This window comes from Lonsdalea quercina (genome assembly GCF_900107885.1).
GTDB lineage: Bacteria > Pseudomonadota > Gammaproteobacteria > Enterobacterales > Enterobacteriaceae > Lonsdalea > Lonsdalea quercina.
On the sequence record NZ_FNQS01000003.1, the window covers coordinates 169377 to 193118 of the forward strand.

A 23742-nucleotide genomic window follows, 5' to 3' on the forward strand; every position below is an offset into this window, starting at 1 on the left:
GAGCGATATTCGGCTGCACTAAAAAAGCGCCGCCCCTCTTTACCATCTGGTCCACATCGTGTTTATTGCTTATCCGGATCATTATCCGCAGACAATACATGCCGGCTCTTCGGCGAGGAAAACCACCGATTTTCCGAGGGCACTATGACAATCACGCGTTACCCCCATCTCGCGCACTGGGGCGCATTTACGGCCGTAGTGGAAGACGGCAGGCTGATTGGCTGCGAACCGTTTGCCGCCGACCCCGATCCTTCTCCGATGCTCGACAGCATTGTACCGCTGGTCTATTCGCCGCAGCGCATCCGCAAACCCGCCGTCCGCCGTTCCTGGCTGGCTAAACGGGAAAACAGCGACACCTCGCTGCGCGGCAAAGAGCCGTTTGTGGAGGTGGACTGGGACGTCGCGCTGGATCTGGTGGCCGAAGAAAACCGGCGCGTGCGCGACCGTTACGGCGCAGACAGTCTGTTCGCCGGCTCCTACGGCTGGTCTTCCGCCGGACGCTATCACCACGCGCGCTCTCAAGTGCGCCGCTTCTACTTCAGCGGCGGCGGCGCGGTCGATCAGGCGGGTAACTACAGCTGGGGCGCGGCGCAGTTCTTCTTGCCGTACGTCATCGGCACCTTCCATCCGCTCACCGGTAAAGTCACCGAATGGCGCAGCGTGGCGGACCACTGCCAGCTGTTTATCGCCTTTGGCGGTCTGGCGCTGAAAAACGCGCAGGTGGCCTCCGGCGGTGCGGGTCAGCACACGCTGAAAGTCGCGCTGGAGACGCTCAAAGCCAGGGGGATCCCGGTCATCAACATCAGTCCGATGCGCGACGACTGTCCGGCGTTCGTCGACGCGGAATGGATTCCGATTCGCCCCAACACCGACGTGGCGCTGATGCTGGCGCTGGGGTTCGAGATTCGCCGTCTCGAAGCCGATGATCGCGCGTTTCTCGAACGCTACTGCGTGGGCTACGAGGCGCTGAGCGATTATCTCGACGGCCGCACCGACGGCACGCCCAAAACGCCCGAGTGGGCCAGCGTCATTACCGGCATTCCGGCAGCCCGGATCGCGCGGCTTGCGCAACAACTCATCGGCGTGCGCAGCTTTATTACCTGTTCCTACTCCGTACAGCGCGCACATCGCGGCGAGCAGCCTTACTGGATGATGATCGCCCTGTCCGCCATGTTGGGTCAGGTCGGCCTGCCCGGCGGCGGCTTCTCGTTCGGACACGGCTCGATGAACAGCGTCGGCAACGAACGGATCGCCACCCCCGCCCCGGCCTCGCCTTCCGTGCCGAATCGCGGCAGCATCATCCCCGTCGCGCGCATCGCCGACATGCTATTGCAGCCCGGTCAGCCCTATACGTTTCAAGGCCAGACGCACACCTATCCGGATATCCATCTGATCCACTGGGCGGGCGGCAACCCGTTTCACCATCACCAACAGCTGAACCGGCTGGTGGAAGGCTGGCGCAAGCCGGATACCGTGGTCGTGCAAGATATCGTCTGGACGCCCGCCGCCCGCATGGCCGATATCGTGCTGCCGGTCACCACCACGCTGGAGCGCAACGACATCGGCGGTTCCTCGCGGGATCGCTACATTTTCGCTATGCATCAGGCCATTGCGCCCCAGCATCACGCACGTAACGACGTGGATATCTTCAGTGAGCTGGCGGAACGGCTAGGCTACGGAGACGACTTCACCCAGGGCCGCAGCGAGCGCGACTGGCTGGCGATGATGTACCAGCAGTGCCGCGAACGTCAGGGCGACGCGGGACAGGCGTGGCCGGATTTCGGGACGTTCTGGCGTCAGGGTTTCGTCGAAATTCCGATGGACGACAAACCGTTCGTGTTCTTTGAAGCGTTCCGCGATGACCCGGAGCAGCACGCGCTGAAGACACCCAGCGGTAAAATCGAACTGTTCAGCAAGACGCTGGCAGGCTATCGCTACGACGACTTCGGTCCGCATCCCGAGTGGCGTCCGCCGGTCGAATGGCTGGGCGCCGATATGGCGAAAAAATGGCCGCTCCACTTTATCTCCATCCAGCCCTCGGACCGGCTGCACAGCCAGCTCGGCAGCACGCCGCAGGTCACCGCCAACAAGACCGCCGGGCGGGAGACGCTCTATATGCACCCGCAGGATGCGGCTGCGCGAAATATCGCCGATGGCATGCAAGTTGAAGTGCATAACGCGCGCGGACGCATTTACGCCGGGGTGAAGATCACCGACGGCGTCACGCCGGGCGTGGTGATCATGGCCACCGGCGCCTGGTTCGATCCGGGCTGGGAGCAGAAGAAGTGGGACGAGGTGGAGAAATCCGGCAACGCCAACGTGCTGACGCTGGATATCGGCACCTCTTCTCTCACCCAAGGCCCTAACGCCATGAGCTGTCTGGTCGAGGTGGTCGCCGCGCCGGAAAACGCGACGGCCTGACCCCCTCGTTCACGCCAACGGCCCTTAAGACAGGGCCGTTTTCTTTTGCGCCACGTCCTGGTACTTGATTGCCAATTTTCTATTCACGAATGGTACCCTCGTCGTAGACAGCTCCGTATGCTGTTTCATCATCGGTAGGCAGCCCTGCCGGATATAAAATCAACAGAACAGGTATTACATCGACAGGAGTCAAGGGATGACATCAGGAAAAAGGTGGTTAGCATTAAGCCTATGGGGACTACTGACCGTGGGGCCGGCCTATGCGGTCTCCATCCCGGCCGTAGAGGCGAAAAGGGGAATGGTGGTTAGCTCGCAGCATCTGGCTTCGCAGGTCGGCGTTGATATTCTGAAAAAGGGAGGTAATGCGGTGGATGCGGCGGTTGCCGTCGGCTACGCCCAAGCGGTGGTCAATCCCTGTTGCGGCAATATCGGCGGCGGAGGCTTTATGACCGTACATCTGGCGAACGGTAAAGATACCTTCATCAATTTCCGCGAAACCGCGCCAGCGGCGGCCAACGCGGAGATGTATCTGGACGCGGAAGGCAAAGTGAAACCCGGCGCCAGCCTATACGGCTATCTGGCGGTCGGCGTGCCCGGCACCGTGATGGGGCTGGAGACCGCGCGGCAGAAATACGGGACGATGAGCCGCCAGCTGCTGCTGGCGCCGGCCATCAAGCTCGCCCGCGAAGGGTTTATCCTGAACCGCGGCGACACCGATATCATGGACACCACCGTCAAGCGTTTCCGACAAGACCCGGAAGCCGCCCGCCTCTTCCTGCGCCCGGATGGTTCGCCGATGCAACCTGGCGACCGGCTGGTGCAACAAGACCTGGCTCGCACCCTGCAAAGTATTGCCGATCGCGGTCCCGACGCCTTCTACAAGGGAGCGCTTCCGCACAACATCGAGGCGGCCGCGAAAAAAGGCGGCGGTATCATTACGGCCGCGGACTTCGCTCGCTATACGGTCACGGAAACCGCGCCGATTAGCTGCACCTATCGGGGCTATAAGTTCATTTCTGCTCCGCCGCCCAGCTCTGGCGGCGTGACGCTGTGCGAAACGCTGAACGTTCTGCAAGGCTACAATCTTAAAAGCATGGGCTTTAACTCCGCGCAGGCGATCCATACGTTGACCGAGGCGCTGCGCCACGCCTATAAAGATCGCAATACCTATCTGGGCGATCCGGCGTTTGTACGCAACCCGATCGATCAACTGCTGAGCGAAACCTACGCCGCGGAGATTCGCAGCCAGATCGCCCCGGATAGGGCCACTCCGTCGACGCAGGTCACCCCCGGCGCGGAACCGCGCGAGAAGCCGGAGACCACCCACTATTCCATCGTCGACAATCAGGGCAATGCGGTGTCGACCACCTATACCGTCAACGGACGTTTCGGCGCAGTCGTGATAACGCCTGGCACCGGCTTCTTCCTGAACGATGAAATGGACGACTTCACCACCAAAGTCGGGGAAAAGAACCTTTATGGATTAGTCCAAGGGGAACGAAACGCCATCGCGCCGGGAAAACGTCCGCTGTCGTCCATGAGCCCGTCGCTGGTCACCAAAAACGGCAAGATTTTCCTGGTGCTGGGGTCACCCGGCGGCTCGCGCATTATTAGCATTACGCTGCAAACCGCATTGAATATTATCGACTTCGGGATGACGCCGCAGGAAGCGGTGGATGCGCCGCGTATCCATCACCAGTGGCTGCCGGACCAGGTCTACTACGAACGACGCGGTTTGTCCGCCGATACGCTGAAGCTGCTGGCGGAACGCGGGTATAAGATGATCGAGCAAACGCCCTGGGGCGCCGCCGAGCTCATTATGGTCGGTCTGCAGGGTATTCAAGGCGTGGAGCCCGCCAATTCAGGCAATGACTCCGCCGTGTCCGATAAAGTACGCGAAGGTTATCTTTATGGCGCCAATGACTCACGGCGACCCGCGGGGTCCGCCGTTGGCGACTAACGGATAGGGACGAAAGTTACAGGGTGCAGAGGCCATATCCTCTCGGGAGACGGTCTCTGCCCAAATGAAGCGGAGCGAAAAGATTATTGCAGCAACACGCCTTGAATCAGACTGGCCTTCACGACGTGAACTTCTGCAATATCGAGCGCTTCCATGAAGCCTTCAACCAATAGCAGGTTAGTCACGTCCGTGGCTTTATATTTGCCCTGTAACTGCGAGTCATCCATGAGGCTCTTTTTCCCGATGATGTTCTTCAACTCTTCCAGACGATAGCTGTTGCGACCGGTTCCGAGCTGCCCGGAAATGGAGTAACTGTGCACCCCGCCGATACCGATGACCAGCTTGCGGGCGGCGGCAAGGCGGATCTCCGGTCGGACATGCGTCGTTGCATAGAAACGGATGAAGCGCAGGATCATCGGCACCTGATCGCCGACCGGATTGGGCGATGTAACCGCTCGCAAATCCTTGTTCTGGAAGACATCGATGATCATGTCTTTAAGGCTGACCGCCGCCAGCTTACCCAGATAGACAACCGGCCGCAGATGTCCGTTGATCGGTTCGAAGCTGGTCATCTGCATCGATCCGCCGCCGATGTCCCACACCAAGATATCGCTGTTGCTCAGCGCAGGTTGATTGAGCGTAGCCTTCGCTGACAGGAACCCCAACAGCGCCTCCTGCTCTTGACTGAGGACCTTGATAGAAAGTCCGGTATTGCGCTCAAAGTCGGCGATGACCTGTTCGCCGTTGCTGGCGGAGCGAAAAACCTCCGTCGCCACGCCGCTGATGCGGGTCGGATGCCATTGGTTCACCGCATGGAGCAGCGATTGCAGCGTCGCCAACCCTTCGTTGGCGATAGCCGGACTCAACTCGCCGTTGAGGGAACGCGCCAGATCCGCGTTGTAGCCTACCGGTTGTTCGCCTTGATACAAGACATTGCCGAGTATGCCATGGCAGACATCCACCTCCGCGACCATCGCTTTGGTGGTGCCGGAGCCGATGTCGAACCCGGCTCGGGTTTCAATACAGTCCGAAGCCTGTACATAACCGATACTTAAAAAAAAGCCGGCAAGCGCCAGCAGGCTGCGTGTAGTTTTTATCATGGTAGTCCCTTGATCTCGGCCGTTCCCGCCGCCAGAGAAAACGCATAATGCTGCGTGGGCATTTCAGCCGCTCTGAGCGGAATCTGGGTTTCGGCGCGATGGTTATAATTGTTTTGAATCCCCAACGGAGAGCATGTCAAGCCGCACAGCGCGCTCACTCTCGCGTGCGTGGCAGGCCATCTAGCTTGCGTCATTGCGGACACAAGAAGCGATGACCTCACCGTGACATACCGCGCCGAAGGTTGCCTGAAGGGAAATGACCGTCCCACGGCCCCCGCAAGCGCGCCCATAATGCGATATGCCGACAGGCGGGTCAAATATCCATGCGAATTAACTTACCGGATATTTCGCATCTCTAATGCCTTTTTTTACAATCACTTAACCTTAATTATGCTATTTTGAAACGGCTGAGGAGAGCGTCGTGCGGGCCTGCGGCGCCATGGTGTAAGCATAGAGGTAAAGCAGGGTATCGCCAGTACACATATTCCCTTCCCAGCCGCTGTTGGAAAAGAACTCGGCCTCTTCTGGCGCGGCGCTCGATTTGTCTTATCCGGCGATCACGCCTATCATTCTCATCTTGGAATTCAACGAGATAATGAATTTCCTCAGTTTCCCCGGAGTCGTTGATGCCGTCAGATACCCGCTACAATTTGTCTATCCCCGAGCGTCAGCCCTTCTTTTGCGCCACGGAGCGCCCAGGTTTTCGCCAAGCGGGTTTCCACGGTGCGGGTAAGGGCGACCTTCTCCATGTCGTCGGCTCAAGCATCGACCCATTCTCCCGCAGGCCTCCATCGCCGCACGCGTGGACCGAATACCGTGCTGGCGTTAGGCATACAAACACACAGCTTTTTATCCCTTGCTCCTCGGTCGCCACGATATGCGCCATATCAACACATCATCACTGTGCTTTTCTGGAAAAAGAGATTGTATGAAAAAAAACGTCCCTACCCGTCTGGGCTATGCGCTCATGCTGGGTTCCCTCGCCGCCCTCGGCCCGTTGTGCACCGATTTGTATCTGCCAGCGCTGCCCCAGTTGACGAACGAACTCAACACCTCCAACTCGACCGCGCAGCTTAGCCTGACTGCGGGGCTGTTAGGACTCGGCGGCGGCCAGCTGATTTTTGGGCCGCTTAGCGATGCGCTTGGCAGAATGCGCCCTCTGCTGTTTTCGCTGGCGCTGCTGCTGGCAGCCTCAATCGGGTGCGCCCTCGCCACCGATATCCATCAGCTCCTTGCGGCGCGTCTGTTGCAAGGCATTGCCGGAGCGGGCGGCGCCGTATTATCGCGCGCGGTGGCCCGCGATCTGTACGCCGGGCATGAGCTGACCCGCTTTTTCGCGTTATTGATGTTGGTGAACGGGTTGGCGCCGATATTTGCGCCGGTGCTGGGCGGCGCGTTAATGGGGATGACCGACTGGCGCGGCATCTTCATCGCGCTGGCGGTGGTCGCCATGATCTTACTGCTGATGTCGGCATTCCGCATGCACGAGACGCTGCCGCAAGATCGTCGCATTCACGGCGGACTCGGCGCAATGCTGTCGTCACTCGGCAGTCTGCTAAAAGAACGTCAGTTTATGGGAATGTGCCTGGCGCAGGGCCTGTCGGGCGCCGGTATGTTCGCCTACATTGGGGCATCCCCGTTTGTGCTGCAGCAAATCTACGGCCTTAGCCCGCAGATGTTTAGCCTGTGCTTCGCCCTGAACGGTATCGGTCTGATTGTCGCCGGACAGCTGTCCGCCCGCTTTAGCCGCAATCATCAGGAGGAGCGCGTTCTTCGCGCGGGGTTGACGATTGCAGTACTGTCCTCCGCGATACTACTCACCGCCGGTCTGACGCAGGCATCGCTCGTCTGGATTTTGGTGCCGCTGTTTTTCGCCGTCGCGATGATTGGGGTGATTGGACCATGCGCCTCCGCGCTGGCCATGCAAAGTCAGGGAAATCAGGCGGGAAGCGCTTCGGCGCTCATTGGTCTCAGCATGTTCGCGCTGGGCGCGTTGAGCGTGCCGCTGACCGGACTGGCGGGCACCAGCGCCACGTCAATGGCGCTGGTGATGCTGGGATGTTACGTGCTGGCCGTGCTGTCCTATGTGCTGCTCGCCGTTAAAACGCGCGCGGCCTAAGGCTTTCAACCCGACAACGCCCTGACCTCAGGGCGCTGTCTCCTCCCCCGCGCGACTCAGATTGCGCTTTCCGGGAACAAAAAGGGATTGATGCTACTGCGAAAGAAGCCTTCCTCTTCCATTCTGATATCCAGCACCACCGACGCCAGATCGTCCGCTACCGCTTCCACCCGGCAGTCTTTCTCCTGATAGAGCAGCTTGATGTAGGTGCCGCAGTCGCCGCAGCTTTCCGTCTGGTTAGCCGCCAGATCGTCCTCTAGCGACCAGTAACTCAGATGTTCCGACTGTTCGCAGTTGCTGCATATCACGCGCGCCATGTGCCATTCCGTTTCACACAGGTTGCAGTGCAGATAACGCAGACCGCTTTCCGCCCCCATATGCACCACACCGGAGACCGGGATGCCGCCGCACACCGGACAGAATTGGCGATGTTCGCCTTCTTCCGGGAGCACCTGACCGGGCAGTTGGCTCGCCATTTGCGCCCAGTAGAGCGACAGCGCGGCCCACACGAAGGGGGCTTTGTCATTGCTATCGGCGCTAAACGATTGGCTGAACAGCGCATCGGCCAGCGCTTCCTTCTCCGGCACGGACATCTTTTCCAGATTTTCCAGCGCGCTGAGGATCTGGCCGCTCATCTGCGGCTTTAACTCCTCAATCAAGGCCTGCAACAACGTGAGCCAGTGCGCATCGCGCCGGAAATGCCCGGCGTCCAACGGCGGCTTTCCGCCCGTTTGCAGGAGGGATGTGAAGTCCATCTTCAGCGGATGATCGTGTTGGACGTGCTGCTGCGCTTCCACCACCTGAGCGGCAAACGTCAGGTAGTCTCCCAGCGGGTGATTATCTGCCAGTTGGCGCAGCCGTTCGGCGCGGCCGCTGTATAGGCTTTTCAGATTGGCGAACAATAACGACGGGACCGTTCCCAGTGTGGACGTCGCCGCCTCGCCTGCAGGCTGTTCCTGAGGAACAATATGAAAACTCATCAGGGTTCTTTTCCGGTTGTAGTGACAGTGACGGACTGACCATAATTAGCCAGAACGACGCGCTTCCAAGGGGAGTATACCCCACATGCGGTATTCGTTCCCCGCGGCGCCAGCCGCTGGAACAAAACGGTGCAACGTTGACCGTGTCACTTTAAGTGTAGGACGAAAATACCTTTTTAACCGGTTTAGCGCGGCGGAGGGGTCTCTTAGGCGGAGGAAAGTCGTGCGGAGCAGATGTTTTCGCGGCGTCGAGTGCGCCCGAGGGAAGTATTTCGCCGCCCCGCCGGACCTGAGCATGTCGCCACTCTGCACCGGTATTTGAGGGACTGCTGGTCAAGCATAGCCCTATCCGGCGGACGGTCTTTTCAGGCCGCGAGTCGCTCGCGGCCAACAAAGAGAACGATGCGCGCTGGGTTCACCGTTCACGCGCACAGCGTATTCAGCCGAACATCCGCTCAAGATAACGAGACAGCATGGCCCTTGAGGTGAAACCATGCGGAATCCCCACATAAGATGGTGTTTCAGACGCTGGATCGCGAGGGAAGCGCTCATAGGCCGGGCTGCTGCGCAGCGTTTCAGCGGGATGCGCATATTTCAGACTTTTCGCCCCCTGATCGGGGTGGATGACCACGGCGGTACGCCCCATTCTGGCCTCGCGATTGACATAAACATAGTGATCGCCTTTGTAGAATCCATAGGCTTTTTCCGTCACGGTATCGCGAGTAAATCCTTCTTTCTCAAATACTTGAGCTACTTCATCAGGGCGTAAATACATCAATTGTCCTCCCTCTACGCTAATCTGAGGGAGTGACCATAACTCATTGAATTCGAGGGACAACCGGACTACTCCGAACCTGCCCTGGCCGCGGCGGGCCGCGCCAACCTGGCCTGACGCACAAACTCCACCAACAGTCGACGCGCCCAACGAGGTTCTTCCTGCACCGTCAGCGTCGGCTGCCGGTTATTTTTCAGACAGGCGTTCATCACGTTCGCATCCATTTCCGGGTGGAACTGGAAAGATAGCGCGGTGGGCGAATAGCGCAGGATCTGGCAACCGTCCAACGCCGATGACGCCAGTACCTGCGCGCCCGGCGGCGGCGTCACCACCGACTGTAAATGCGTCAGATAGGCGCTGAAATGCGTCGGCAGTTCGGACAGCAAAGTATCCTGCGACGCCAGCGGCGCGAGCGAGACGGTTTTCAGCCCGACTTCCTTCCCCTGCGGGTTATTGGTCACCGTTCCACCCAGTGCGTCCGCCAGCAGTTGATGCCCATAACATACGCCCAGCAGCGGCAACTGTTCGTCCACAGCCTGACGCAACCACACGCCCGTTCGTTCGCTCCACGCCAACCGGTCGGTGACCATGGCCCAAGAGCCGGTCACGATCGCGGCGGTCAGAGAGGAAGGCGGCGGCAACGCCTCGTTCAAGTCGGGACGAACAATCAGCAGTTCGCCCAGTTCCAGCTGCGCCAGCGCGCTACGGAACCAGTCCGACTGCTGGCCGACATCTGCTGCGATAGGCGCAGGAGGTTGCCCCATCTGGATAATCAAAACGGGTTTTTCAGCACGGTTCATGCGTTTTTCTTCAAGCCAGCGTGAAAAGAATAACGCTGAACGTAGCATTACCTCGATCATTTGTCATCGCCGAGAAGCGTCGCCAAGCACGCGGCATCCCTCGCACCGAGCGGGCGATATACGGATACGGTTCGACGGGAAAAAGCGCCAGACCATACCCGAATTCCGCTAACAAAAAAGCCGTCGCAAAAGCGACGGCTCGATACTGCTGCGATGGAAACCGCGAAAGCCGGGCGTTATTCAATCCCGCGGCTGCGCAGATAGTCCTCATAGCTGCCGGTGAAGTCGATGACCTTCTCAGGCGTGATTTCCAGCACTCGGGTTGCCAGTGAGCTGACGAATTCTCGGTCGTGCGAAACGAAGATCAGCGTCCCCTGATACATCTCGAGCGCCATATTCAACGATTCGATGGATTCCATATCCAGGTGGTTGGTCGGTTCATCCATGATCAGCACGTTGGGCCGCTGCATCATCAATTTGCCGAACAGCATCCGCCCTTTTTCCCCGCCGGACAACACTTTCACTTTCTTACGAATGTCGTCCTGTGAGAAGAGCAGACGACCCAGTACGCTACGCACCGCCTGCTCATCGTCGTTTTCCTGCTTCCACTGGCTCATCCAATCAAAGACCGTCAGCTCATCGTCGAACTCATATTCGTGATCCTGCGCATAGTAGCCAACCTGCACATTTTCAGACCATTTGACGGTGCCAACATCCGGCTCCAGGTCGCCGACCAGCGTTTTCAACAGCGTGGTTTTACCAATACCGTTGGTCCCGAGCACCGCGACTTTCTCTCCGACTTCAACCAGCAGTTTGAGTTTGCTGAATAGCGGGCCATTGTCGAATCCTTTCGCCAGATCTTCGATTTCCAATGCGTTACGGAACAGTTTTTTATCCTGCTCGAAACGGATGAACGGGTTCTGGCGGCTGGAAGCCTTGATCTCTTCCAACTGAATTTTGTCGATCTGGCGCGCGCGCGACGTAGCCTGACGGGATTTAGATGCGTTCGCGCTGAAGCGGCTGACGAACGACTGTAGCTCGGCAATCTGCGCCTTCTTCTTGGCGTTATCCGCCACCAGACGCTCGCGCGCCTGCGTGGCCGCCGTCATGTACTCGTCGTAGTTACCCGGATAGAGACGCAGTTCGCCATAATCCAGATCCGCCATGTGCGTACACACCATGTTCAGGAAGTGTCGGTCATGGGAAATGATGATCATGGTGCTGTTGCGTTCGTTCAGCACCTGCTCCAGCCAGCGAATGGTATCGATGTCCAGGTTGTTGGTCGGTTCATCAAGCAGCAGAATATCCGGGTTGGCAAACAGCGCCTGCGCCAACAGCACGCGCAGTTTCCAGCCCGGCGCGACTTCGCTCATCGGACCGTAATGCTGCTCCAGCGGGATCCCCACGCCCAGCAACAGTTCACCCGCGCGCGCTTCGGCGCTATAACCGTCCATTTCACCGTATTTCACTTCAAGATCGGCCACTTTATAGCCGTCTTCTTCGCTCATTTCCGGCAGCGCGTAAATGCGATCGCGCTCCTCTTTCACATCCCACAGTTCGGCGTGGCCCATAATGACCGTATCCAGTACAGAGTACTCTTCGAACGCGAACTGATCCTGGCGCAGCTTGCCGAGACGTTCGTTAGGATCGAGAGAGACATTGCCGCCGCTGGGGGTCAGATCGCCCCCCAGAATTTTCATGAAGGTGGATTTGCCGCAGCCGTTGGCGCCGATCAGGCCATAGCGGTTGCCGCCGCCGAATTTGACGGAGATGTTCTCAAAAAGCGGCTTACTGCCGAATTGCATCGTTATGTTATTCGTTACCAGCACAGTATTTACTCAGATCTAAGTGTGATTTGCCGCACATTATGCCATAAGCCGCCTTCAGAATCCCGGCCATCTACGCGCACTATTTAACCAGAGACGCTTCTGTGAGATTCTGAATATAAACAAGTGCTAATCTTGGATAAAAAAACCTATTATGTCGAAAAAACCCTGAAGGAAGCGCAAATGTCATCAGAGCGTCAGTTTAAACAGGTCGATGTCTTCACCCACCATGATTTCCAGGGTAACCCGCTGGCCGTCATTCTGAACGCCGAGGGGCTGAGTGATGAGCAGATGCAGGCCATCGCCCGATGGACCAATCTCTCTGAAACGACCTTTGTGCTACCGTCCACCGACCCGACGGCGGATTACCTGGTTCGCATTTTCACCCCCTCTCATGAACTGCCTTTTGCCGGCCACCCGACGCTGGGCACGGCGCATGCGTTGCTGGAAGCCGGACTCACGCCGCATGTCCCGGGGCAACTCATTCAACAGTGCGGCCTCGGCCTGATACCCATCAATCTGTCCGACAACGGTCAACTGGCCTTCAGAGCGCCGGAAGCCGCCATCGATAGGGTGGACGCAAGCCACTATGCCTTGATTGACACGGCACTCGGCAGCAACCATCGTCACGGCGACGTGCCGCCTTCCATCGTCAGTATGGGGATCAATTGGATGATCGTGCGGATGGACAGCGCCGCGTCCTGCCTGGGCGTCAGAATCGCTCAGCCCGCGTTTGAAAAACTGCTGGCGGCGACAGGCGCCGAGGGCATCGCCATCTACGGCCCGCACGATAGCGCCATGCCAACCGATTACGAAGTGCGCGCATTTTTCCTGCTGGATAGCGTGATTGAGGATCCCGTAACCGGGAGCGCGAACGCCTGCATCGCTCGCGCATTGCAGCATGGCAACGATTTGGACCACGTCACGAGTAAACTGGGCTACAGCGTCCGTCAGGGCACCATGCTGTACCGTAACGGGCGCGTCAACGTCGCCTACATCGATAGTCAGCCGTGGATTGGCGGCTACAGCCGCACCTTGATTGACGGTATGCTTAACGCCTGAATCCTTTCCACCCGCTATGCCCCAAGCATAAAAACAGGCGCCGTATCCATAATAAAGAAAAGATACGGCGCCTGTTCACTTCACGGCGTCGACAACATCCGACGTTACGTGAGAAACCTTATTTACGGGCGAGCAAGATCCCTAACACCAGTCCGACTGACGCTCCGATGCCTATTCCATGCCACGGGTTGTCCTGAATATAGCTGTCCGCCTTCTTCACAAACTTTTTGGCTCGATGGCGGCAGCCTTTGGAGGGGCCGAGACGTGATCGGACATCCTGCAGCGAGTCATAGGCCTGTTTTTTGAGATCCTGATAGGCGCTGTCGGCGTAATCGCCGGAATACTTCAATAGCTCGTCCAGCGTAGTGGACAGCAACTTTACGTCATCCTCAATACTCACTTCTTGTGACTGTTTATCATGCGGTGCCATTATTTTCTCCTGTTGGTGAAAATGCGAGAACCCTATAACTATAGATAACCTGACGCCGATGCGGGGCCGAATCACGGCAGATAATTCCTGATTATCTGTCCATGGTCATAAAAAAAGCCGCGACACGTCGCGGCTTTCATCATTGACGCGCCATAAGTCACATCAAGGGCTGCGCCATCTGTACCAGTGAAATCAGCGGCTGGGGGTAAAGGCCCAGCGCGACGACGACGATGGCGGAAAGCACCACCACAACACCGCCCAGTGAGAACGGACAGGCCGCCGCTTCATTTTGGTCCGAGACCTGCGCCGGTGGTTTGGAGAGATACAAATTCACCATGGCGCGGAGGTAGTAGTAAAGACCAATAGCGCTGCCGACGACGACAGCTGCGGTCAGCCACCACAGCTGCGCGTTCACGCTGACCGCCAGCACGTAAAACTTGCCGAAGAAGCCCAGCGTCATCGGGATCCCCGCCAGCGACAGCATCATGACAGACATGGACGCGGCGAGCACCGGACGACGCCAGAACAGGCCACGGTACGCTGCCAGCGAATCTTCATCGGCGCCGCGATAAGGACTGGAGATCAGGCTAACGACGCCGAATGCGCCCAGGCTGCTAAACAGATAGCCAACCAGATAGACGCCGACCGTTTCCAGCGCCAGTTCATGCGACTGCACGGCAATCAGCGCCACCAGCAAATAGCCCATGTGCGCGATCGACGAGTAGCCCAGCAGACGTTTGATGTTGGTTTGCGCCACCGCCATCACGTTACCCACGATGATGGAGACAAAGGCCACCACGGCCAGCGCCAAGCGTACCGAGTCGCCATCGACCAACGGCGCGTACAGGAACAGGCGCATCACGGCACCGAAGATGGCGATCTTGCTCGCGGTCGCTAAAAAGGTAGAGACCGGCGCGGGCGCGCCCTGATACACATCCGGCGTCCACAAGTGGAACGGCGCCAGTGACAGCTTGAAGCCGATGCCCACAATCATCATACCGAGACCCGCCAGCAGCAGCGGCTGATACAACTGCTGGTCGCCCAGGCTTTTGCCCAGGCTGGCGAAGCTGAGTTCGCCTGAACCGGCATAGACCAACGCCATCCCGAACAGCAGGAAAGAGGACGCGGCGGCGGACAGCAGCATGTATTTGACGGCCGCTTCCAGCGATCTCGCCTGACGGAAGACATAGCCCACCAGCCCAAACAGCGGCAGAGAAATTAGCTCAATGCCGATGAACAGCGACGCCAGATGGTTAGCGCTGGCCAGCAGCACGCCGCCTAACGTGGCGATGAGCACCAGCAGGTAGAACTCGTCGCGGTTATCCGAATATCCCTTGAGCCAGGCGTAGCCGTAGAGGCAGGTCGCCAATCCGGCCGTCAGCACCAGGCCGGTATACAGCATCGAATAGCCATCCACGCGGATCAGCGGCGTCACGTCCGTTGGGCCGGTCTGTCCGACCCAATAAAGGGCGGCCAGCGAAATACCCAGGCCGATGACAGAGAGAGAGGCATTCACAACGTGGTTGCGTCGCCACGCAATGGACAGCATCACAACCACTACCGTTAATCCGACGAGGAGTAGCGGCGAAAGTGCGATCAGTTGTTGAGGAGTTATTGTCATGGCGAATTAAAGCCTTGTTGTTGGAATAATGGAACTCTGAACCGACGACGTATACCACTGTTGAATATTAGCCATCGCCGCGCTGGACGTATCCAGAACCGGCTGAGGATAAATACCCAGCGCGACCAGCAGCACAATCAGCAGCAATATGATGGACAGCTCGCGCGTCGTCATTCCTGCCAGCGGTGCGTCTGATTTCGGCGCGCCATAGTAGGCGCGCTGCATCATGATCAACGAGTACACCGAAGCAAACACCAGACCAAAGGTGGAAATGACCGTCATCACCGGCACCACCTGATAGCTGCCGAACAGAATCATAAATTCGCCGACGAAGTTACCGGTTCCCGGCATCCCCAGCGTCGCCACAGCGAAGAACAGCGATACGGCAGGCAAATAACGAATACGTCCCCACAGACCGCCCATCTCACGCATGTCGCGCGTTTGCAGGCGCTCATACAGTTGACCGCAAATAATGAACATCCCGGCAGCCGACAGACCGTGCGCAATCATTTGCACCACTGCGCCCTGATATGCCAGCTGACTACCGGAGTAGATGGCGACCATTACAAAACCCATATGCGATACGGAGGTATAGGCCACCAGACGTTTGATATCGGTCTGTTTGAACGCCAACCAGGCGCCGTAGAAAATACTGATCACGCCCAGCCACATGGCGATTGGCGCGAATTCGTGAGACGTGGTGGGAAACAGCGGCAGACTAAAGCGTAGCAAACCGTAGGCTGCGGTCTTCATCAGCAGACCCGAGAGATCGACAGACCCCGCCGTCGGCGCCAACGCATGGGCATCCGGCGACCAGCCGTGTACCGGCACCAACGGCATTTTCACTGCGAAGGCGACGAAGAAACCCAGCATCAGCAGATATTCTACGCCGTGAGACATCTCGGTACGCAGCAGGGCGTCGTAGTTAAACGTCCAGACGCCGGTGGACGCGTGGTGCGCCAGCACCAGACCCAGAATGGCGATCAGCATCACCAGACCGCTGGTCTGCGTATAGATGAAGAACTTGGTCGCGGCCTTGCTGCGGGCGCGCTCGTCCGCGCCTTCGTGACCCCATACGGCGATCAGGAAGTACATCGGAACCAGCATCATTTCCCAGAAGAAGAAGAACAGGAACAGGTCCACCGCCACAAATACGCCGATCACCCCGACCAGCGTCAGCAGCAGGTTGAGGTGAAACAAGCCCGAACGGCGATGCTTTTCGTTCCACGAACACAGTATGGACAGCAGTCCCAGCAGCGCGGTCAGTACGACCATCAGCAGCGACAGGCCATCCAAGGCCAGATGGAAACCGATGCCGAAGCGCGGGATCCACGGTGCGTCAAACACTTCTTGCCATTGCGGCACGCCGTGCGGCACCGCCAGAGAATAGCCACCCTGCAGCCAAAGCTGTACGGATAGCGCTAATGTTAACCCCATAGTAATCAGTGCAATCCACCGCGGCACGTTGGCGCCGAATCGCTCGAACAGCCAGCTCAGCAGACCGCCGATAAGGGGGATAAGAAGTAGCCAAGGTAGTAGCATGGCGTTTTGTGTCCCTAAATATAAAGAAAACGAGAAACTTGCTGCCGGCAGGGACGCCTGACTCAGACGTCCGCTACCCTCAACGTCGCTGTATCGCCATTACGCCAGCAACAGCAATCCCAGCACCACGACGGCGCCCATACCCACAGAGGCGACATACCAGCGCACTTGACCGTTCTGACCGACCGCCAGACCACGATTGCCCCAGGCCACCAACAGCGCCGGGATCGTCATCAGCTTGTCGAACGGATCGTGTTTCAGCAGCGCGCCAATCGCCAGATAGGGCTTGACGAAAATCTTGTCGTACAACCAGTCGAAACCCCAGGCGTGGAACCACCAGGTCGAGAAGAAACGACCGGGCGCGCTGTTGGCGATGCGGGTGACGAGGCGACGTTGCCCCAGCCACAAAGCGGCGGCCAGCAGGATACCGACCACCGCGACGACGCCGGACGCGATTTCCAGCGTCAGCATATGGCCGTGTTCCAGCTCCGTGGTTTGCGGCAACACACCGTGCAGCGGCGGCACGATCAATGCGCCGACGAACGTGGACAGCACCAGCAGTATCAACAGCGGCAGGTGGTGGGAAATCCCTTTAAGCGCATGTGCTTTCGTTTTTTCTTCACCGTGGAACACGATGAAAATCATTCTGAAGGTATAGAGCGAGGTCATGAACGCGCCCGCCAAACCGGCGATGGCGAAGTTGATGTGTCCATTCGCCCAGGCGCCCGCCAGAATCTCATCCTTACTGAAGAAGCCTGACGTCACCAGCGGCAGCGCGGAGAGTGCAGCCCCACCAACCAGGAAGCAGACGTAAACCAGCGGAATGGTTTTACGCAATCCGCCCATCTTGAAGATGTTCTGTTCGTGGTGGCAGGCCAAGATCACCGAGCCGGAGGACAGGAACAGCAGCGCTTTGAAGAAAGCGTGCGTCATCAGATGGAAAATAGCGGCGTCCCATGCGGCGGCGCCCAGCGCCAGAAACATGTACCCAATTTGGCTCATGGTGGAGTAAGCCAGCACGCGCTTGATATCCGTTTGCACCAGCGCGGCGAACCCGGCCAGCACCAACGTGACGGCGCCGATGATGCCGACCAGATGCAGAACTTCCGGCGCCATCAGGAACAGACCGTGCGTACGGACGATCAGGTACACGCCCGCCGTGACCATAGTCGCGGCGTGGATCAGCGCGGAGACCGGCGTCGGACCCGCCATGGCGTCCGCCAGCCAGGTCTGCAACGGCAACTGCGCCGATTTACCGACCGCGCCGCCCAGCAGCATTAATGTCGCCATCGTGATGGCCGGCGAACCTTCCGCCAGATGTTGCGGCGCCAGAACCATCAGTTCGCGGAAGTTTAGCGTCCCCAGCTCGCGATAGAGGATAAACAGCGCGAAGGCCAGGAATACGTCGCCGACGCGCGTCACGATGAATGCCTTCATCGCCGCCGCGCCGTTGCTTGGATTGGTGTAATAGAAACCAATCAGCAAGTAGCTGCACAGCCCTACCCCTTCCCAGCCGAGATACATCAGCAGCAGGTTATCGGCCAGCACCAACACCAGCATGCTGGCGATAAACAGGTTGGTGTAGGCGAAGAAGCGGGAATAGCCCTCTTCTCCGCGCATGTACCATGACGCATACAGATGGATCAGGAAGCCGACGCCGGTGACCACCGAGAGCATGGTCAGCGACAGGCCGTCCAGCGCCAGGTTGACGGTGATATCGAAGTTGCCCACCGACATCCATGTCCACAGATGCTGACTAAAGAAGACAACGCCGTCGCCCTGCTGATGGTTGAAAAAGTCTATACCAATCCAGCAGGTCAGCAGCGCAGACAGGCCGACTGAACCCACGCCGACGGTCGCTGACACATTTTCAGACCAACGGCCGCGGGAGAAGGCCAGCAACAAAAATCCGAGTAGCGGAAATAAGAGAGTTAAATAGAGTAAGTTCATCCGCGCATCTCACTGACAGTATCAATATTCAGGGTCTGACGGCGACGATACAGCTGCAGCAGCAGAGCAAGGCCGATACTGGCTTCAGCCGCGGCCAGCGTGATCGCCAGAATGTACATCACCTGACCGTCCGGGTGACCCCAGTAGCTACCGGCTACCACAAACGCCAGCGCAGCCGAATTGATCATAATTTCCAGACTGATCAGCATAAACAGCAGGTTGCGCCGGATAATCAGCCCGGTCAGGCCCAGCACAAACAGAATGGCCGCCAGCAGCAAACCGTGTTGTAGGGGAATCATGCCCGTCCCTCCGTTGTTTTCTTATCGGCGTCGGCGTCCGCCACGCCGTCGAGCCGGTCTTCACGGCCGACGTGAAAGGCGACGACCAACCCGGCCAGCAGCAGCATAGAAGCCAGCTCTACCGCCAGCACATAAGGTCCGAACAGCGTAATACCAACCGCTTTGGCATCAATCACACTGCCCTGAATGCCTTCGCCATTAACGCTGTAGATTCCCTTGATAATGACCGCCAGCAGCAGCAGCGACAAAATACCGGGGCCGATCCAGACGGCAGGCTTGAGCCACTGTTTTTCCTGCTCCGCTACGGCGCTGCCGAGATTCAGCATCATCACCACGAAGACGAACAGCACCATAATGGCGCCGGCGTAGACGATGATTTCCAACGCGCCCGCAAAATAGGCGCCCAGCGAGAAAAACACGCAGGCGATGGCCAGCAGAGACACGATTAAATAAAGTAGTGCATGCACTGGATTGGTATGGGTAATGACACGCAACGTTGCCAGTACCGCAATCAACGCAGCCGCATAAAAAGCGAATTCCATGCTTGGCTCCTTAAGGCAGCAGACCTTTGACATCAATGGGCTTGGCTTCGTTTTCGGCTTCGCCTTTGTCTTTCCCATTGATCGCCATGCCGGCCATCCGATAGAAGTTATATTCCGGATATTTACCCGGCCCCGAGATCAGCAGATCTTCTTTTTCGTACACCAGATCCTGGCGTTTGAATTCACCCATCTCAAAATCGGGCGTCAGCTGGATGGCTGTCGTCGGACAGGCTTCTTCGCACATGCCGCAGAAGATGCAGCGTGAGAAGTTGATGCGGAAGAATTCCGGATACCACCGCCCGTCTTTCGTTTCCGCTTTCTGCAGCGAGATGCAGCCGACCGGACAGGCTACGGCGCACAGGTTGCAGGCGACGCAGCGTTCGTCGCCGTCGGGGTCGCGCGTCAGGACGATACGACCACGGTAACGAGGCGGCGGATTCACCGGCTCCTCAGGATACATGCGGGTTTCACGTTTTTTGAACGCGTTGGACCCCACCATGCAAATGCTGCGGACCTGGGTGCCAAAACCCACCAAGAGTTCTTTCAGTGTCATGGTTTATTCACCCCTTATTGAGCGTTGTACAAAATGACCGCGGCGGTCGCCAACAGGTTAAGCAGCGTCAACGGCAGACAAATCTTCCAGCCGAAAGCCATCACCTGGTCATAACGCGGACGGGGTAACGCAGCACGGATCAGGATGAACATCATCATGAAGAAGGCCGTTTTGAGTGCAAACCAAACGATGGGGGGCAGGAAAGGTCCGTGCCAGCCGCCGAAGAACAACGTCACGATCAGCGCTGAGACGGTGACGATGCCGATGTACTCCCCGACGAAGAATAGACCGAATTTCATCCCGGAGTATTCGATGTGGTAGCCGTCAGCCAGTTCCTGCTCCGCTTCCGGTTGGTCGAACGGGTGACGGTGACACACCGCCACGCCTGCGATGGCGAAGGTAACGAAACCGAAGAACTGCGGGATGACGTTCCAGATGTACGTCTGGCTCTCGACGATGTCGCGCATGTTGAATGAACCGGCCTGCGCCACCACCCCCATCAGCGACAGCCCCAGAAACACCTCATAGCTAAGCGTCTGGGCGGAGGCGCGCACGGCCCCCAGCAGCGAGTATTTGTTGTTGCTGGACCATCCGGCGAACAGTACGGCGTACACCGCCAGACCGGCCATCATCAGGAAGAACAGCAAACCAATATTCAGGTCGGACACGCCCCAGGTCGGAGTGATTGGCACGATGGAAAACGACAGCAGCAGCGACGTGAACGCAATCATCGGCGCCAGCGTGAAGATAACCCGGTCGGCGAACGGCGGCAGCCAGTCCTCCTTGAAGAACATCTTCAGCATGTCCGACACCAGCTGCAACGAACCTCCCCAACCCACGCGGTTCGGCCCGTAACGTCCCTGGAACAAGCCCAGCAGTCGGCGCTCGCCCATACTCATGAAGGCGCCGCAGGTCACGACGACCAGCAGGATCACGATCGCCTTGAGGACGGCGATTAAAATATCCACCACTTCCGGTGTAAACCAACTCATTGTGCCGCCTCCCGCATTGTTTCAACGGTCGCGCCCGCCAGAACCGGGGCGATGCCCGGGAAGCCCAGCGGCAACCCTACCTGTCCCTGACGCAACTCCGCGCTGACCTGTACCGGCAGACGCAAGGTCTGTCCATCACAGACAATCTCCAGCAGCGCGCCCGGATTGACGCCCAACTGGGCCGCATCCGCCGGGTTCACCATCGCGTAAGGCTGAGGCATCCGTTGCTGGATGACGTCGGCGCGCTGCGACATTTCTTCGCTGCCGAACAGATGATAGTAAGGCGCTACCTGCCATTGGCCCGCCTGTACCGCAAACGGCTCCGGGATCTGGTTGAAGTAGTCCAGCGCGCCCTCGCCCGCTTCAATCAGCCTGACGCCCGGATCGCCGTGGCGCAGATGGCCGCCGACTTCATCCTGGAACTTGTTCCACGCCTGCGGGGAGTTCCAGCCCGGCGCCCAGGCAAACGCGACCTGACGGCTTTGGGCCTCGGGACTGTTGTTCCCTTCCATAGAGAAAGTGAACATCGTGTCCTGATCCTGCGGCTGGCGCGGTTCGTTCACGTCGATGTTGGCGCGCATGGCGGTACGACCGCTGTAACGGTGCGGTTCGCGCGCCAGCTTCTGACCGCGAATGCGGAAAGAGGCGTCCGGCGCGGCGTCCTTGATGGCCGCTAACTGCGGCAGCGCGGCGGCGCAAGCATCGACCACGTGGTCGAGCTGCGTCCAGTCGACTTCACGGCTGGCGATAGCGGCCTTGACCGCATGCAGCCAGCGCCAGCTTTCCAGCATCACCGTGGCGTTGTCGTAGTAGGCGGGATCGTAAACCTGGAAGAAGCGCTGCGCGCGACCTTCCTGATTAATCAGCGTGCCGTCGCTCTCCGCAAAGCTGGCCGCCGACAAAATCAGATTAGCTTTATCCATGACGCGAGTGCGTTGATGGTCTACCACGATCAGGTTGGCAACGTTGTCCAGCATCGCATCAATACGCTTCGCCGGCGCATGTCGATACAGATCGTTTTCAAGCACCACGACGCTGTCCGCTTCGCCGGACTCCAGTCGGGAGAGCGCCTCGTCAAGCGAGCCACCGCCGATCATGCCCAGCCCCATACTGTTGGCGCTGCTGGCGACGAACGTTAAACCGACATCCGCACCCCGCCCCTTCAACGCTTTGGCGACGTTGGCCGCCGCGGCGATAATTTCTTCGCTGCCTGCATTCGTGCCGGTGACGATCAGCGGCTTTTTCGCACCCGCCAAAGCCTGAACGATGACATCCAGTTTGGGTTCAAGGTCGCCCGCCAAATTGGTCACGGCCGGTGCGGCATCATCCAACGCGTGGGCGATGGCGAAGCCCAGACGCGCCTGCTCATCGACCGGAGCGTGGTAGCTCCACGCGGCCACGTCATCCAGCCGGGTGCTGTCGACGTTCGTCACGAAGAGCGGATGTTTGGCGTGCTGACCGATATTCATGATGGCGGCAATCTGCCAGTCCGCCACTTTCTGCGCGGCGGCCATTTCGCGCGCTTTCCCCTTCACCGCCTGACGCACTGCGAGCGCAATGCGCGCGCCGGTCTGCGTCAAATCTTCGCCTAGCACCAGCACGGCATCGTAATTTTCGATCTCGCGCAGCGCCGGGGTATGAACACCGCTCTCTTTCAGCACTTTCAGCATCAGCTGAACGCGGTTCTGTTCGCTCTGGGCAATGCCGCTGTAGAAGTTGTCTGCGCCGACCAGTTCACGCAGCGCAAAGTTGCTTTCGATACTGGCGCGCGGAGAGCCGATGCCGATGACCTGTTTCGACTCGCGCAAGAGATGGGCCGCGCTCCGCACCGCCTGTTCAGCGTTCTGCGTCGTCCATTCGTTGCCGAGACGCTGCTGAGGCTGGCGAGGACGGTCTTTCAGGTTGACGTAGCCATAGCCGAAGCGGCCGCGATCGCACAGGAAATAGTGGTTCACGCTGCCGTTAAAACGGTTTTCGATACGGCGCAATTCGCCGTAACGCTCGCCGGGGCTGGTGTTGCAGCCCACGCTGCACTGCTGGCAAACGCTGGGCGCAAACTGCATGTCCCACTTACGGTTGTAGCGTTCGGAATGGGTTTTGTCGGTGAAGACGCCGGTGGGGCAGACTTCCACCAGGTTGCCGGAGAATTCGCTTTCGAGCACGCCGTCTTCGGGACGTCCGAAGTAGACGTTGTCATGCGCGCCGTAAACGCCCAGGTCTTTACCGTCCGCGTAATCTTTGTAATAACGTACGCAGCGGTAACAGGCGATGCAGCGGTTCATTTCGTGAGAGATGAACGGCCCGAGGTCCTGATTATGATGGGTTCGTTTGGTAAAACGATAGCGGCGGGTGTTGTGCCCGGTCATCACCGTCATGTCCTGCAGGTGGCAGTTGCCGCCCTCTTCACAAACCGGACAATCATGAGGATGGTTGGTCATCAGCCACTCGACGACGCTTTTACGGAACAGTTTGGCTTCCTCATCGTCAATCGCGATGAAGGTGCCGTCCGCAGCGGGCGTCATACAGGACATGACCAGGCGACCGCGCGTATCTTCCGCGTTCTGGTATTGCTTGACCGCGCACAGGCGGCATGATCCAACGCTACCCAGCGCCGGATGCCAGCAAAAGTAAGGAATATCAAGGCCCAGAGTGAGACATGCCTCAAGGAGGTTGTCCGCTCCGTTCACATCATATTCTTTGCCGTCTACATGAATCGTTGCCATAGTCAGCATGCTTCCATAAAGGCCCGCGTCTTAAGCAGGCGCTAATC

General features: G+C 58.5%; 18 protein-coding genes. 4 read left to right on the forward strand and 14 right to left on the reverse strand.

The window, feature by feature from the left end:
- Positions 1 to 144: 144 nt before the first annotated feature.
- The gene (locus BLU64_RS06015) at positions 145 to 2421 is read left to right on the forward strand and encodes a molybdopterin guanine dinucleotide-containing S/N-oxide reductase (RefSeq protein ID WP_074728116.1); all 2277 of its coding nucleotides are present in this window, start codon (positions 145 to 147) and stop codon (positions 2419 to 2421) included.
- A gap of 196 nt (positions 2422 to 2617) precedes the next feature.
- Complete coding sequence (gene ggt / locus BLU64_RS06020; RefSeq protein WP_074728118.1) at positions 2618 to 4381, forward strand: gamma-glutamyltransferase; 1764 nt, start codon at positions 2618 to 2620, stop codon at positions 4379 to 4381.
- 83 nt (positions 4382 to 4464) lie between these two features.
- On the opposite strand, the gene BLU64_RS06025 is transcribed toward ggt, so the two are convergent.
- Entirely contained in the window at positions 4465 to 5481 is a 1017-nt protein-coding gene (locus tag BLU64_RS06025; RefSeq protein ID WP_051625412.1) for a Ppx/GppA phosphatase family protein, read from the reverse strand.
- A gap of 928 nt (positions 5482 to 6409) precedes the next feature.
- Between BLU64_RS06025 and BLU64_RS06030 the strand changes: the two genes are divergently transcribed.
- Complete coding sequence (locus BLU64_RS06030; protein WP_074728120.1) at positions 6410 to 7600, forward strand: multidrug effflux MFS transporter; 1191 nt, start codon at positions 6410 to 6412, stop codon at positions 7598 to 7600.
- A gap of 56 nt (positions 7601 to 7656) precedes the next feature.
- Here BLU64_RS06030 and fdhE read toward each other — a convergent pair whose 3' ends face one another.
- The 4 genes from fdhE to BLU64_RS06050 form a co-directional block, all read right to left on the reverse strand.
- Entirely contained in the window at positions 7657 to 8580 is a 924-nt protein-coding gene (fdhE, locus tag BLU64_RS06035; protein ID WP_026741472.1) for a formate dehydrogenase accessory protein FdhE, read from the reverse strand.
- A 439-nt stretch (positions 8581 to 9019) separates the two neighbouring features.
- The gene (locus tag BLU64_RS06040) at positions 9020 to 9355 is read right to left on the reverse strand and encodes a YgaC family protein (protein WP_026741471.1); all 336 of its coding nucleotides are present in this window, start codon (positions 9353 to 9355) and stop codon (positions 9020 to 9022) included.
- A 68-nt stretch (positions 9356 to 9423) separates the two neighbouring features.
- Complete coding sequence (locus BLU64_RS06045) at positions 9424 to 10155, reverse strand: glutamine amidotransferase (RefSeq protein WP_074728211.1); 732 nt, start codon at positions 10153 to 10155, stop codon at positions 9424 to 9426.
- A gap of 236 nt (positions 10156 to 10391) precedes the next feature.
- Entirely contained in the window at positions 10392 to 11984 is a 1593-nt protein-coding gene (locus BLU64_RS06050) for an ABC-F family ATPase (protein ID WP_074728122.1), read from the reverse strand.
- A gap of 180 nt (positions 11985 to 12164) precedes the next feature.
- Between BLU64_RS06050 and BLU64_RS06055 the strand changes: the two genes are divergently transcribed.
- Positions 12165 to 13043, forward strand: a complete 879-nt coding sequence (locus BLU64_RS06055; RefSeq protein ID WP_026741468.1) for a PhzF family phenazine biosynthesis protein — start codon at positions 12165 to 12167, stop codon at positions 13041 to 13043.
- A 118-nt stretch (positions 13044 to 13161) separates the two neighbouring features.
- On the opposite strand, the gene BLU64_RS06060 is transcribed toward BLU64_RS06055, so the two are convergent.
- The 9 genes from BLU64_RS06060 to nuoG all read right to left on the reverse strand — a co-directional run bounded on the left by BLU64_RS06060 (position 13162) and on the right by nuoG (position 23695).
- Positions 13162 to 13473, reverse strand: a complete 312-nt coding sequence (locus BLU64_RS06060) for a DUF883 family protein (RefSeq protein WP_026741467.1) — start codon at positions 13471 to 13473, stop codon at positions 13162 to 13164.
- 157 nt (positions 13474 to 13630) lie between these two features.
- Positions 13631 to 15094 (reverse strand): NADH-quinone oxidoreductase subunit NuoN, encoded by a 1464-nt coding sequence (gene nuoN, locus BLU64_RS06065; RefSeq protein WP_074728124.1) that lies wholly within the window; start codon positions 15092 to 15094, stop codon positions 13631 to 13633.
- Positions 15095 to 15100: 6 nt separating this feature from the next.
- The gene (gene nuoM / locus BLU64_RS06070; RefSeq protein ID WP_026741465.1) at positions 15101 to 16636 is read right to left on the reverse strand and encodes an NADH-quinone oxidoreductase subunit M; all 1536 of its coding nucleotides are present in this window, start codon (positions 16634 to 16636) and stop codon (positions 15101 to 15103) included.
- 99 nt (positions 16637 to 16735) lie between these two features.
- Positions 16736 to 18586: an NADH-quinone oxidoreductase subunit L gene (gene nuoL, locus BLU64_RS06075; RefSeq protein ID WP_074728126.1), complete on the reverse strand. Its 1851-nt coding sequence runs from the start codon at positions 18584 to 18586 to the stop codon at positions 16736 to 16738.
- Positions 18583 to 18885: an NADH-quinone oxidoreductase subunit NuoK gene (gene nuoK / locus BLU64_RS06080; RefSeq protein ID WP_026739918.1), complete on the reverse strand. Its 303-nt coding sequence runs from the start codon at positions 18883 to 18885 to the stop codon at positions 18583 to 18585. Before nuoK ends, nuoL begins: the two co-directional genes overlap by 4 nt.
- Complete coding sequence (nuoJ, locus tag BLU64_RS06085) at positions 18882 to 19427, reverse strand: NADH-quinone oxidoreductase subunit J (RefSeq protein WP_026741463.1); 546 nt, start codon at positions 19425 to 19427, stop codon at positions 18882 to 18884. Before nuoJ ends, nuoK begins: the two co-directional genes overlap by 4 nt.
- Before the next feature lie 10 nt (positions 19428 to 19437).
- A complete protein-coding gene (nuoI, locus tag BLU64_RS06090; RefSeq protein ID WP_026739920.1) occupies positions 19438 to 19980 on the reverse strand; it encodes an NADH-quinone oxidoreductase subunit NuoI in 543 nt (180 codons plus the stop codon).
- Positions 19981 to 19994: 14 nt separating this feature from the next.
- A complete protein-coding gene (nuoH, locus tag BLU64_RS06095) occupies positions 19995 to 20972 on the reverse strand; it encodes an NADH-quinone oxidoreductase subunit NuoH (protein WP_026741462.1) in 978 nt (325 codons plus the stop codon).
- Positions 20969 to 23695, reverse strand: a complete 2727-nt coding sequence (gene nuoG, locus BLU64_RS06100; RefSeq protein WP_074728213.1) for an NADH-quinone oxidoreductase subunit NuoG — start codon at positions 23693 to 23695, stop codon at positions 20969 to 20971. Before nuoG ends, nuoH begins: the two co-directional genes overlap by 4 nt.
- Positions 23696 to 23742: the final 47 nt, after the last annotated feature.